Below are 12400 nucleotides of genomic sequence, written 5' to 3'. Positions count from 1 at the left end.
AGGAAACAGAGCCGCGACGAGGCGCGCCCAACACATTCTACGGAGATTGATTCCACGCCTTGTTGGCCTGACGGACGGCTGTTGTACGCTTGTAACAAGTGGCAGACCGAGCCGCTAAACTGCCGCCTCCATTCGCTGCTAACCACTTGAGGGCAATACCTTTGACAACCGTGAACCGTCTGGTCCTGTCGGCGGCTTTAGCGTTGGTACTTGCCGCCTGCGGCGGCGGTGGCACCGATGACGGAGGAGGTGGCGGCACGACCGGCGGCACGACTGGCACCACCACCGGCGGAACGACCGGTGGCGGCACCAGCGGCGGTGGCACCAGTGGTGGAACCAGCACCGGCGGCGGCGCTCCGAGCCCCACGTCGTGCCAGAACGATTTCACCCCCGCTCGCGTAGCAGCGGGCGAGAACTGCGATCCCGCATTGAACCGCGCGAAATTCTGCCCGCTGGTCTCGGGTCTGGATCTTCTGACCAGCCGCACCTCGGTCATTCCCTGCGACGGCGTCGAGGTCAGCACGCACAGTGCGGCGGGCGGCGGCTTCACCACGCAGTACCTCGCGATCAGACCGGCAGCAGGCGGCACGCCGTCGGCCATCTACATGGCGCTGCACTATCTGAACGCCAACACCAGCTACTACGCGAACCTGATCCGGATGAGCGAGCTGGCCAAGGCGCGCAACGTCCTGGTGCTGATCCCGCAGGCACCCGGTGATGGCGGCCTGATCACGCTGCCGATCGCTGGGCTTCCGTCGCCGAACACCGGATTGCTGTCGCGCTGGCCGACGATGGTCAACCAGGCCGTCGAGAACAATCTGCAGCTGCTGGACGGCGTGGTGGCGGATGCCCGAAATCGGTTCAGCGCCAGCGCTGCGCCGCTCTATGTCTCGGGCTTGTCGAACGGCACGCCGATGGCCTACTTCTATGCCTGTGGTCGAGCCGATCAGGTCGAAGCCGTGCTCGCGGTTGCCGGCACCCAGACTGCCGAAGCCGCAGCGATTTGCCGACCCAACCGGCCAGTGGGCCTGGTGATCGTCCATGGCACTTCCGATTTTGTGGTGCCGTACAACGGTCTGCTCGGCTTGACCCGCAGCGTTCCCCAGAACTACGCGGACTTCAAAACCTACGACCAGTGCACCGGTACTGATCAGAGGGCGACGCTGACCTCCAGCGGCTCGACGATCCAGTTCAGTTACGCGGCCAACTGCGCGAGCGGCCGCAAGGTGGTGCTGGCCCAAGCTATCAACAACGGCCACAACTGGCCGGGCGACGACGCCAGCCTGCTACCGGATACGGCATTGAACATCGGCGTGTTCGGCCCGGCGCTGGATGGCATGGACGCCACCATTCAGGGCTTCGATCTGCTTCGCTATACCGCTGGCCGGTAAGGTTTCGGCCGGACAAGAAAAACCCCGCGATCAACGCGGGGTTTTTCATTGCAGCGCTGCGAATCAATCGTCGCCGGCAGCGAAGCCGAGCAACTGCAGCAGGCTGACGAACAGGTTATAGATCGCCAGATACAAGCTGATCGTCGCCAGGATGTAGTTGGTCTCCACACCGTGGATGATGTCCGAGGTCTGCGACAGGATCATGCCGCACATCAAGAGCGCGAACATCGCCGAGATGGCCAGCGCCAGCGGCTGGAAGTAGTAGCCGAACATCGATGCCACCAGCAGGCCGATCGACATCACGAAGGCCAGCATCACACCACCGTAGACGAAGCCGCGCATGAAGCTGAAATCACGGCCGGACTTCACCGCGTAGGCGGACAGGCCGACGAAGATCGAACCGGTCAGGCCGAAGGCCATCATGACGATCTGCGAGCCATTGGCGAAACGGCCGATGTAGCTGTTGAGCACCGGGCCAAGGCCGAAGCCGAGCAGGCCGGTGACCGCAAACACCACCCAGATGCCGTTCGCCGAGTTCGCGGTGCGCGGCACCACGAACCACAGGAGGCCAAGCGAGACCAGCGAGCAGACCATGCCGGCACCGCGCGGCGCGCCCATCGCCATCGAGACGCCGGCCATCAGCGCCGAGAACAACAGCGTCGCGGACAGCAGCAGATAGGTATTGCGCAGCACCGAATTGGTGCTCAGCGCGCTGCTGCCACCGCGTGACGCAGTACTTCCGGCTACCGGAACACTGCGGAATGGATTGGGCGTACTCATCAGGTCTTGCTCCTTGTAAACAAAAGGTAAATTGGCACTCAAGCCACGCCAACGTGGACCGATCATAGCAGCCGAGAGTTCCCATCCAGCAGCCAGACGGCGACGCTGATGGTGCCGGCGATCTCGCACCGCGGCGAGGGATTTGCAGCCTATCCCGACATGCCCCCAGACTGCCCGACACGCTGCCAAGCCCACTGTCGCGAGCCCGGCCCATGACGCAGATCATCGAGATCACCGATTCCGCAGGCCGCATCGTCGCCGGCGAATGGCTGCAGCAGGCCGAGGCGGTACATCGCCAGCTGCGGCCGCAGCTGATGCCGGACTACCTCGGCCAGATGCAGCGCGTGTTTGCCGGCGGCGCGCAGATGCTGGTCGCCGTCGAAGGGCGCTTCGTAGTTGGCCTGACGGTCTGGCGCATTCTCGAAAAGACCTTCTCGCGCAGCGAGTTGTACATCGATGACCTGGTCACCGATGCCGGCCACCGCTCGGCCGGTGTCGGCAAGGCCCTGCTCGCCTGGTGCGAAGCGAAGGCGCGTGATGTCGGCTGCACCCAGCTGACTCTGGACTCCGGCACGCCGCGCCTGAAAGCGCACAAGTTCTATTTCCGCGAGGGCCTGCAGATCACCTCGTTCCATTTCGTGAAAACGCTAGATGGCTAGGGTCTGTTGACACTATCAATGAACCATTCCTGGAAGCTGCATTTCTCGCGATTCCTGACCGCGAGGCCTTCACGCCTGCACGTTGCCGCCCATAGCCATCATCCCTGGCCCGATGTCAGCTTCGATGCCCAGGCCCAAGCCTGGCTCGATGCTGCCGAGCTGATCGACGACAAGTGGCAGCGCGTGTTCAACACGGTGATTCCAGCAGCGCAGGCGCATGTCGCGACGATCCTGCATCTGCCGGATCCATCGACGATCTGCTTCGCCGGCAACACGCATGAATTGTTCATGCGAGCGATCTCGTCGATCGAACACCAGCCGATCCGGGTACTGACTACCGATGGCGAGTTCCACAGCTTCAACCGACAGATGCAGCGCTTTGATGAAGCCGGCAAGGCGGTGATCGAGCGGGTACCGGTGGAGCCATTCGCGAGCTTCGCCGAACGCTTCGCGCAGGCCGCCGCCCGCGGCGGGCACGACCTCGTCTACTTCAGCCAGTGCTTCTACAACAGCGGCTGGCTGGTGCACGAGCTGGCACCGATCGTCAGCGCGGTCCGTGATCCGGAAACCCTGGTGATCATCGATGGCTATCACGGCTACATGGCCGTGCACACCGATCTGTCGACGACCGCTCATCGCGCGTTCTATCTCAGCGGCGGCTACAAGTACGCGATGTCCGGCGAAGGCAACAGCTTCATGCACTGCCCGCCGGGCTTCGCACTGCGCCCGGTCGATACCGGCTGGTTCGCCGGCTTCGCGCAGTTGTCGACCGGCCCTGCGCAGGTCGGCTATGCCGATGGCGGCCTGCGGATGATGGGCGCCACTTACGATCCCACCGCGCTGTACCGGCTCAATGCGGTGATGGACTGGCTGCATGCGCAGAAGCTGACGCCGGCCCGCATCCACGCCAGAGTCGCCGCCTTGCAGGACCAGTTTCTCGATGGCCTCGACAAGCTGTCGCTGCCGCTGTTGAACAGCAAGCTGCTGATTCCGGCTCGTAGCCAGCCGCGCGGCAATTTCCTGTGCTTCCGCACGGCGCAGGCCGGCGCCCTGCAGGCACAGCTGAAATCAGCCGAGGTGATCTGCGATTACCGCGACGATCGACTGCGGATCGGCTTCGGCGTCTATCACGACGAAAGCGACATCGCCGAACTGCTCCGGCGCATCGCGATCACGCTCGCCTGAACGACAACGGCCGCCCGAAGGCGGCCGTTGGTCTCAGCGCAGTTCCAGACTCAGAACGGGTTGAGGCGCTTCTCGCGGGTGTAGGCGAGATAACCGATGTTGGCACCGGCGCGCAGGCCAACGCCAGTACGGATCGGCGCCAGGGTGATGTCGCCAGCGCGCTGATAGTTCAAGCCGATGCCGGCGACTACATAGAGGCTGCCGTCGACGCCAGGAAAGCGCTGGTAGAGATCCTTGGTCCAGTGCAGGTTGTAGACCAGCGTGAACACCTTCGAAGCGTTGCCGCCGATGTCCCAGCCCACGGACGGGCCCTGCCAGTAGACCTTGGTCGAGCCGCCGCCCTTGTAGACCAGATTGCCTTCGCCATAACGCAGGCCGACGACGAACGCGCCGGAGCCTTCGCTGCCGATGATGTAAGCCACCGGGCGACCCAGCTCCGAAAACGCTTTCTCGATTGCCTTGGCGAGACCGCTGGTGGTGCCGCCGAAGAACTTCTCGGCCGCCGCCACAGTTTCTTCTTCGGAAAAAGTTTCCTGCGGCACGTCACCGCCGGCACTGCCCTGCTCGATCGCCGGTTCCGCAGGCGGCTCTTCAGCCTGCAGGCTCGCGGGCGTGGCAAGCCCCAGGGTCAGTGCAAAGGAACAGGCCAGCAGCGCAAGTTTACGAAGCATCATGGTTCATCACCTTTTCTTCTGGTTCTATCCAACGTCTTCTGGTTCTACCCGGCATAGCGCTCAGACCGCAGACGGTCTCGAGCGTTCGCGCTGCTAGGGCTGCGGTCAAGGCACCTCCAGCAGAATAGCCGGAGTGCCTGAACGCAGCCTGAGCGAGCCGCGAGCGACCAGACAAATCAGCGCCTATCCGGCGCAGTCAGCGGCAGATCAGCACGGCGATAGACATCTGCCAGCAACCACAGCGGGCCGATCATCAGGAACTGCACGTCCTTGAAGAACGATGGCTTCTTGCCTTCCACCCGATGGCCAATGAACTGGCCGATCCAGGCCAGCACGAAAATTCCTGCCATCAGCGGCAGATGCCAGCCGCCGAGCGCGGCGTAGCTGATCTGAACCAGCGTCAGCACGATGGCGATCACCGGCACCAGCCCCAGCATCAACCGCCATGACAGCAGTGAGTAGTAGACCAAGGTCAGCACGCCGGCCAAGGTCGCCGCGTTGATCAGCGCATCACCACCGGGAATGGCGCGCAGGAAGCCGAACGCCGTCAACACGATCGGCGGCACACACAGCCAGTGCAGGCGCTTGTTGACCGGGTTGCGGTGACTGTCGCTGTACTCGGCAAGCCAGACGTGGATCGATTTCATGGAGTTGGCGCAGGTATCAAAGCGTGGATAGCCACAGGACATGCGGCCAGCGGGCGGTCAGCCCGGTCGACGAATAGTAAACCTGTCGTTCCGAGCAGGCCGCGAAACAGATCGGCATCGCGCTGATCTATTCGCAGGCGTAATGAGCTGGGAACCGCTTTCGAAACAGACTTCGTAAAGCTAGGCAAAGCTGAACGGAAACCCCGGGAATTCAGCCCGGAGAAGGCTTTTCTGCATGCTAGGCTGCGGCCTTCACAGCATATAGACACCGTCACCACGATGCGCAATCTCGACCCCGCACAGTTCCAGGCTCTGATCGCGCGTGCTGACGCCGTGCTGCTCGACGTGCGCTTGCCTGAGGAAATCGAGATCGCCGCCTTGCCCGGCGCGGTCAATATTCCACTGGCCGAACTCGGCGCAAGGATGAGCGAATTAAACCCTGAGGCGCCGATCGCCGTCTTATGCCATCACGGTGTCCGCAGCGAGATGGCGGGGCGTCTGCTGGAGCGCAACGGTTTTGTCGATGTATCGCATCTAACAGGCGGCATCGACGTCTGGTCGCGTGTCATCGACACCCGCATTCCCCGTTATTGAATCTCGCTGAAATGGCCCCGCGCCCGTAAGACCCACATCGAACCCAGGAAGATTCATGTTCATGCGCCGTCCCCTTGCCCGCGCTCTGCTGGCGTCCTTGTTCCTGACGCCAAGCCTCGTCTCGGCGAACGATCTGCTGGAAACCTATCGCAAGGCACTCGATCAGGACACCACGCTGGCCGCGGCCCGATTCCAGCGCGATGCCTCGGTGGAAGCGAAGCCGCAGGCGCTGTCGGCCTTCCTGCCGCAGTTGACGGCCCAGGCCGGGCGCTCGCTGGAGCGCACCAAGATCGATACCGGCGGTGATGCGATCCAGACCGATCCCACCCAGAACGTGCGGCCCAGTGCCTATTTCAACCGCGCCGATCAGTACCAGGTGTCGCTGTCGCAGACCATCTGGAGCTTCGAAGCCTGGCGGCTGCTGAAGCAATCCGATTCCCGGGTCGCGCTTGCCGAAGCAACCTTCCGCGATGCCCAGCAGGCGCTGATCCTGCGGGTCGCCCAGGCCTACTTCAATGTGCTGGCAGCCGGCGATGCGGTACGCACCAACACCGCCGAGCGCGATGCCAACGAGCGCCAGTTGCTGCAGGCGAAGAAGCGCTTCGAAGTCGGCCTCGCCGCGATCACCGATGTGCAGGAAGCGCAGGCCGCCTACGACGCCAGCGTGGCGACGCTGATCGGCGCCGAGCGCACCCAGTCGAACGCCCGGCGCGCGCTGGCCGAAATCACCAACGGCTATGCCGAAACTGCCGAGGGTCTGATCGAGGAAATTCCGCTGCCGAGCCCGGACCCGGTCAGCGTCGATGACTGGCTCAAGGTCGCGCGCGAGCAGAACTACGCCGTCCAGATCGCGGAACTCAATACCGCCGTGGCCGAGAAGGCCGTCGGCGTCGCCTACGCGCGGCACTATCCGACGCTCAATCTGACCGGCACCTACGGTTCGAACACCAACTCGTCGGATTTCCAGACCAATGCCGATCGCGGCACGGTCGGCGTCAATGTCAGCCTGCCGATCTTCAGCGGCGGCCTGACCCAGTCGCAGGTTCGCCAGGCGGCGGCCACCTTCCATCAAAGCCAGTCGCAGCTCGAAGGCTCGAAGCGTTCGATCGAACGCCAGACCCGCGACGCCTATCAGGGCGTGATCTCGGGCATCGCTTCGGTGCGCGCCAATCAGCAGGCGGTGAAGTCGAATCAGACGGCGCTGGAATCGAGTCAGGTCGGCCTGCAGGTCGGCACTCGGACCGAGGTCGACGTGCTGAACACGCTGCGCAATCTGTATATCGCCCAGCGCACCTTCTATCAGAGCCGCTACGACTATCTGATCAGCGTGCTGACCCTGAAACAGCAGGCCGGACGGCTGACCGAGACCGATCTCGCCGACATCGATCGGATGCTGCTGGTCAAGCCGGCGCCTTGATGGCGAAGGTTCCAGGCGGCTTGCGCAGCCAGCCCTGAACCCGGATTTGCTCATGTCACAATCGGCCATCCTCCCGATGGCCGCAGCTTTGAATGCGGCCGTTGGTCAAGCCCTATCCAGAGAACTCCATGAGCGCATCTGCCTCACCTCCTGCCGTGCCTCAGCTGACGGTTCGTGCCGTCGTGCTGTCGGTGATCCTGGCGATGATCCTCGCCGCGGCGAATGCCTATCTCGGCCTGTTCGCCGGTCTGACCATCGCCACCGCCATTCCTGCCGCCGTGGTCTCGATGGCGGTGCTGCGGGTTCTGGGCGGCGGCACCATCCTCGAAAACAACATCGTCCAGACCGGCGCCTCGGCCGGCTCCTCGATCGCCGCTGGCGTGATCTTCACGATTCCGGCGCTGATCATCCTCGGCTACTGGCAGGACTTCCGGTACTCCTGGGTGCTGGCGATCGCCGGCCTCGGCGGCCTGCTCGGCGTGCTGTTCTCGGTGCCGCTGCGGCGGACGATGATCGTCGAAGAACCACTGGCCTTCCCTGAAGGCAAGGCGGCTGCCGAAGTGCTGAAGGCCGGCGACAATCCCGGCCCCGGCGTGCGGACCCTGGCCTTCTCCGGCGCGCTCGGCGCGGTCATCAAGCTCGCCGCCGCCAGCGGCCTGAAGATCATTCCCGATGCCGCGATCGGCGCCACCTTCATCGGCAAGTTCTTCGCGTTCATGGGCGCCAACCTGTCGCCGGCGCTGCTCGGCGTCGGCTACATCGTCGGCCTCAATGTCGGCATCGTCGTGGTCGGCGGCAGCATCCTCAGCTGGCAATTCGCGATTCCGATCTACCACGCGTTCTTCCTCGATACCGATCCGGTGCTCGCCACCAAGATCGCCGGCGCCAACGCCGAAGACCTGGGTTATGCGATCTGGTCGGCGAAGATCCGCTATCTCGGCGTCGGCGCCATGCTGACCGGTGGCATCTGGACGCTGTTCTCTCTGCGCAAGTCGCTGGCCTCCGGCATAAAAAGCGGCCTCGCTGCCGCCCGCAAGAACACCGCCGGCACGGTGATCGCCGAAACCGATCGCGATCTGCCGATGAAGTGGATGCTGATCGCGCTGGTGCTGTTCACCATTCCGCTGGCGTTGCTCTACCAGGCGATCGTCCACGACTGGCTGGTCAGCATTCCGATGACCCTGATCATGATCGTCGCCGGCTTCCTGTTCGTGTCGGTGTCCGGCTACCTCGCCGGGCTCGTCGGTTCTTCGAACAACCCGGTGTCCGGCATCACCATCGCGACCATCCTGTTCGCCTCGCTGGTGCTGATCCTGCTGCTCGGCCGCGATTCACCGATCGGCGCTGTCGCCGCGATCATGATCGGCGCCGTGGTCTGCTGTGCGGCCTCGGTCGGCGGCGACAACCTGCAGGATCTGAAGGCCGGTTATCTGGTGGGCGCCACGCCCTGGAAGCAGCAGTTGATGCTCGGCATCGGTGCTTTTTCCTGTGCACTGGTGATGGCGCCGGTGCTGAACCTGCTCGCTGCGGCCTACGGCATCGGCGCACCGACGCCGGAGCATCCGAATGCACTCGCGGCGCCGCAGGCGAACCTGATGGCCTCGGTCGCCAAGGGCATGTTCGGCGGCGAACTGCCGTGGAATTTCATCGCCATCGGCGCGCTGATCGGTGCCGTGATCGTCGCGCTCGACGAAACCCTGAAAGCGCGCGGTTCGAGTTTCCGGGTACCGGTGCTCGGTGCCGCCATCGGCATCTACCTGCCGCTGGAACTGATGGTGCCGATCTTTCTTGGCGGCCTGCTGGCCCATCTGGTCGAGCGCTTCCACAAGGTCGACGCCAGGGACGAAGAGGCGCGTGATCGCATCCATCGCCCCGGCACGCTGTTCTCAGCCGGCCTGATCACCGGCGAAGCGCTGATGGGAATCCTGATCGCGATTCCGATCGTGGTGTCCGGCAAGGGCGACATCCTGGCGCTGCCGGCGCAGTTCCAGTTCGGCCAGTTCGTCGGCCTCGTCGTACTCGCCGTGACCGCCTGGCTGCTGGTTCGCGCGGCCACCCGGCCCGATCCGCCCGCGCCCCATTCCTGATCCGGAACCCGCCATGTCCAAGCCCAACATTTCTCGTCTGGCGCTCGCCGCCACCTTGAGCCTCACCGCCCTGATGACCACGACAACCGCTCTCGCCGCACCCGCCATCACACCGTTCAATGCCGACGCGCTAGTGCGCCTCGAACGAGTCTCCGATCCCCGCGTCTCGCCGGACGGCCGCAGCATCGCCTACACCTTGCGGACCACCGATTACGAGGCCAACAAGGGCGTTCAGTCGATCTGGCTGCACGATCTCGAATCCGGCACCACGCGCAAGCTGACCGCCGGCACCGGCTCCTCGCACACGCCACGCTGGGCCAATGACGGCGCGCTGTATTTCCTGTCGACCCGCAGCGGCTCGCAGCAGGTCTGGAAACTCGATCTCGCCGCTGGTGGCGAAGCGCAGCCCGTCACCGAACTGCCGCTCGATGTCAGCGCCTTCGTGCTCGCGCCGAGTGGGGATCGCATCGCCATCAGCGTCGACAGCTTCCCGGATCTTGGTGCCGATCTCGCCGCAACCAAAAAGCGCTTCGACGAACGCGCCGCTCAGAAGAACACCGGCGAGCTGTACGAGAAGCTGTTCATCCGCCACTGGGACACCTGGAAGGACGGCACCCGCGCCCAGCTGTTCTCGTACGCACTCGACGCGCAAGGTGCGGTGACCGGCAATCCGGCCTGGCTCAGCGCCGGCATCGACGGCGACGTGCCGAGCAAGCCTTTCGGCGGCGATGAGGAAATCACTTTCACGCCGGACGGCAAATCGGTGATCTATGGCGCCCGCATCGCCGGCGTCAGCGAATCCTGGAGCACCAACTTCGATCTGTATCGCGTGCCGGCCGATGGCTCCGCGAAGGCGGAAAACCTGACTGCCGACAACCTGGCGATGGACACCGGTCCGGTGGTGTCGCCGGACGGCAAGTTGCTGGCCTATTGCGCGATGAAGCGCCCGGGCTTCGAAGCCGATCGCCTTGCGATCATGGTTCGCGATATCGGCAAGGATGGAAAAGTCGGCCCGGCCCGCGAGATCGCGCCGAAGTGGGACCGCTCCGCCGGCAGCCTCCAGTTCTCGCCGGACGGCCGCAAGCTCTACACCGCAGCCGACGACCTGGGCAACCACAAGCTGTTCTCGGTCGAGATCGCCAGCGGCAAGGTCAAGGCACTGACCGGCGACGGTCATGTCGATGGCTTCGCACTGGCTCGCGATTCGCTGATCTTCGCGATGAACACGCTGAAAAGCCCGAACCAGCTGTACAAGATCAAGCTGTCCGGCAGCGCACCGCTGGCGCTCACCGATCACAACGCCGCCACACTCGCCGGCCTGGGCTTCGGCGATTACGAGCAGTTCAGTTTCAAGGGCTGGAACGACGACACCGTGTACGGCTATGTGGTCAAGCCGGTCGGCTACGAGAAAGGCAAGAAGTACCCGATCGCCTTCATCATCCACGGCGGCCCGCAAGGCAGCATGAGCAACGACTTCCACTACCGCTGGAATCCGCAGACCTATGCCGGCGCCGGCTTCGCGGCAGTGTTCATCGATTTCCACGGCTCCACCGGCTACGGCCAGGCGTTCACCGACGCCATCTCCGGCCACTGGGGCGACCGCCCGCTGGAAGACCTGCAGAAAGGCTATGCCGCCGCACTCGCCAAGTACGAATTTCTCGACGCCAATCGCGCCGTTGCCCTCGGCGCCAGCTACGGCGGCTACATGGTCAACTGGATCGCCGGCAACTGGTCATCGCCGTGGAAAGCCCTGGTCAACCACGACGGCGTGTTCGACAACCGCTCGATGGCCTATTCCACCGAAGAACTCTGGTTCGACGAATGGGAGAACCTCGGCACGCAGTACGAAAAGCCGGCGAACTACGAGCAGTTCAACCCGGTGAACCACGTCGCCAAATGGACCGTGCCAATGCTGGTGGTTCAGGGCGGCAAGGATTACCGGATTCCCGTCGAGCAGGGCATCGCGACCTTCACGGCGCTGCAGCGGCGCGGCATACCGAGCCAGCTACTGCACTTCCCGGACGAGAATCATTGGGTGTTGAAGCCGCAGAATAGTGTGCAGTGGCACAGCACGGTGCTGGCCTGGATCAAGCGGTGGACAGCGGCTGAGTGATCCACACGCAAGGCGGGATTGCGATGAAGCTGTTATCCCGCCTTACCGATTTCCGAATTGATTTCGCTCAACCCCGACCTATCCAGCTTTTTGTTGGCGAACGTCGGCGCAGCCACAATCCATCAGTGCTGTAACTGCAAACTATAAAAAGCCACATCCGTGGCATCCCCTACCCTATTCCCCTTGTTCGACGCGGAACTGTAGGCCCCCGCCTTGAAGTACACCGGCACCTTGTTCCACGAAGCGGCAGGTACGCGGTTGACGGTGTTGCCATTGACCGTGACTGACGCAGTCGAGCCGATCCACTGGATCTGGTAGTCGATGCGATCGCCGATCTTGACGTTGCTGGCCAGCACGAATGCCGTCGCCGCGTCGCTTTTGGGCTTGGTATAGAACTTGGCTTCGACCGTCTTCTTGTCGATGTCGTAGTAGACCAGCACGAAGATCGAATCCAGACCATGGATCTGGCCGATGATCGCCTTGCTGGATTTCTTGGCGACCTTGTCGACCCGGCAACTGGCGTTCATGGTGCCGCCGATGGCGTTGGTCCACTCGGTCGGGCCCGACACGCGATAAAGCTCGCGCAGTTCCGAACGGGTGTGGTCGCCACCGGAGCCCGGGCTGGTCGTCGCGCCGTTTGCCGGGGAGTGAAATGACACTGCACCGGAACTGTCGGAATAGAAATATTCCGACGAGTAACCCGGCGAGCCGTTGAGCTTGCTGTTGTCGACTTCATCAGCCTTTCCGGAAGCTCTGCCGTTCTTGTCGACCGGCAGGGTCAACTTGAAGTGCGACAGGTCGATCATCATCTTGGGGGCGGTTGATACCCGGTTCGCCGCGCTGGTGCTCGCAC

11 protein-coding genes are annotated in these 12400 nt (G+C 63.5%); 7 read left to right on the top strand and 4 right to left on the bottom strand.

Going from position 1 to position 12400, the window contains the following annotated elements:
* Positions 1-170 precede the first annotated feature (170 nt).
* Positions 171-1391, top strand: a complete 1221-nt coding sequence (locus Q0D45_RS16910) for a hypothetical protein (RefSeq protein ID WP_293395421.1) — start codon at positions 171-173, stop codon at positions 1389-1391.
* A 63-nt stretch (positions 1392-1454) separates the two neighbouring features.
* Here the strand turns inward: Q0D45_RS16910 and Q0D45_RS16905 are convergent, their stop codons facing one another.
* Entirely contained in the window at positions 1455-2171 is a 717-nt protein-coding gene (locus Q0D45_RS16905; protein WP_293395418.1) for a Bax inhibitor-1 family protein, read from the bottom strand.
* Between the two features lie 212 nt (positions 2172-2383).
* Between Q0D45_RS16905 and Q0D45_RS16900 the strand changes: the two genes are divergently transcribed.
* Both Q0D45_RS16900 and Q0D45_RS16895 read left to right on the top strand, forming a co-directional pair.
* Positions 2384-2830 carry a GNAT family N-acetyltransferase gene (locus Q0D45_RS16900; protein ID WP_293395416.1) on the top strand — a complete coding sequence of 149 codons (447 nt, stop codon included), beginning with the start codon at positions 2384-2386 and terminating at the stop codon, positions 2828-2830.
* Positions 2831-2848: 18 nt separating this feature from the next.
* Positions 2849-4015, top strand: coding sequence for an aminotransferase class V-fold PLP-dependent enzyme (locus Q0D45_RS16895; protein WP_293395413.1), 1167 nt, complete (start codon positions 2849-2851; stop codon positions 4013-4015).
* Positions 4016-4065: 50 nt separating this feature from the next.
* Here Q0D45_RS16895 and Q0D45_RS16890 read toward each other — a convergent pair whose 3' ends face one another.
* Together Q0D45_RS16890 and Q0D45_RS16885 are read right to left on the bottom strand one after the other, a co-directional pair.
* Entirely contained in the window at positions 4066-4686 is a 621-nt protein-coding gene (locus Q0D45_RS16890; protein WP_156891478.1) for a DUF1134 domain-containing protein, read from the bottom strand.
* Between the two features lie 179 nt (positions 4687-4865).
* Complete coding sequence (locus tag Q0D45_RS16885; RefSeq protein ID WP_293395408.1) at positions 4866-5336, bottom strand: Mpo1-like protein; 471 nt, start codon at positions 5334-5336, stop codon at positions 4866-4868.
* Positions 5337-5615: 279 nt separating this feature from the next.
* Here Q0D45_RS16885 and Q0D45_RS16880 point away from each other — a divergent pair, with 279 nt between their 5' ends.
* The 4 genes from Q0D45_RS16880 to Q0D45_RS16865 all read left to right on the top strand — a co-directional run bounded on the left by Q0D45_RS16880 (position 5616) and on the right by Q0D45_RS16865 (position 11547).
* Positions 5616-5930 carry a rhodanese-like domain-containing protein gene (locus tag Q0D45_RS16880; protein ID WP_293395405.1) on the top strand — a complete coding sequence of 105 codons (315 nt, stop codon included), beginning with the start codon at positions 5616-5618 and terminating at the stop codon, positions 5928-5930.
* Positions 5931-5991: 61 nt separating this feature from the next.
* A complete protein-coding gene (locus tag Q0D45_RS16875; RefSeq protein ID WP_293395402.1) occupies positions 5992-7347 on the top strand; it encodes a TolC family outer membrane protein in 1356 nt (451 codons plus the stop codon).
* Positions 7348-7475: 128 nt separating this feature from the next.
* Positions 7476-9434, top strand: coding sequence for an OPT family oligopeptide transporter (locus tag Q0D45_RS16870; RefSeq protein ID WP_293395399.1), 1959 nt, complete (start codon positions 7476-7478; stop codon positions 9432-9434).
* A 13-nt stretch (positions 9435-9447) separates the two neighbouring features.
* Positions 9448-11547 carry a S9 family peptidase gene (locus Q0D45_RS16865; protein WP_293395396.1) on the top strand — a complete coding sequence of 700 codons (2100 nt, stop codon included), beginning with the start codon at positions 9448-9450 and terminating at the stop codon, positions 11545-11547.
* Between the two features lie 122 nt (positions 11548-11669).
* Here Q0D45_RS16865 and Q0D45_RS16860 read toward each other — a convergent pair.
* Positions 11670-12400, bottom strand: a 731-nt coding sequence (locus tag Q0D45_RS16860) for a polysaccharide lyase family 7 protein (protein WP_293395393.1), incomplete at its 5' end; no start/stop codon positions are given.

This window comes from Nevskia sp., from assembly GCF_023266035.1.
Classification (GTDB): Bacteria; Pseudomonadota; Gammaproteobacteria; order Nevskiales; family Nevskiaceae; genus Nevskia.
Note: the sequence above shows the minus strand (reverse complement) of the source record. Positions and strands in the feature narration are given on the sequence as shown.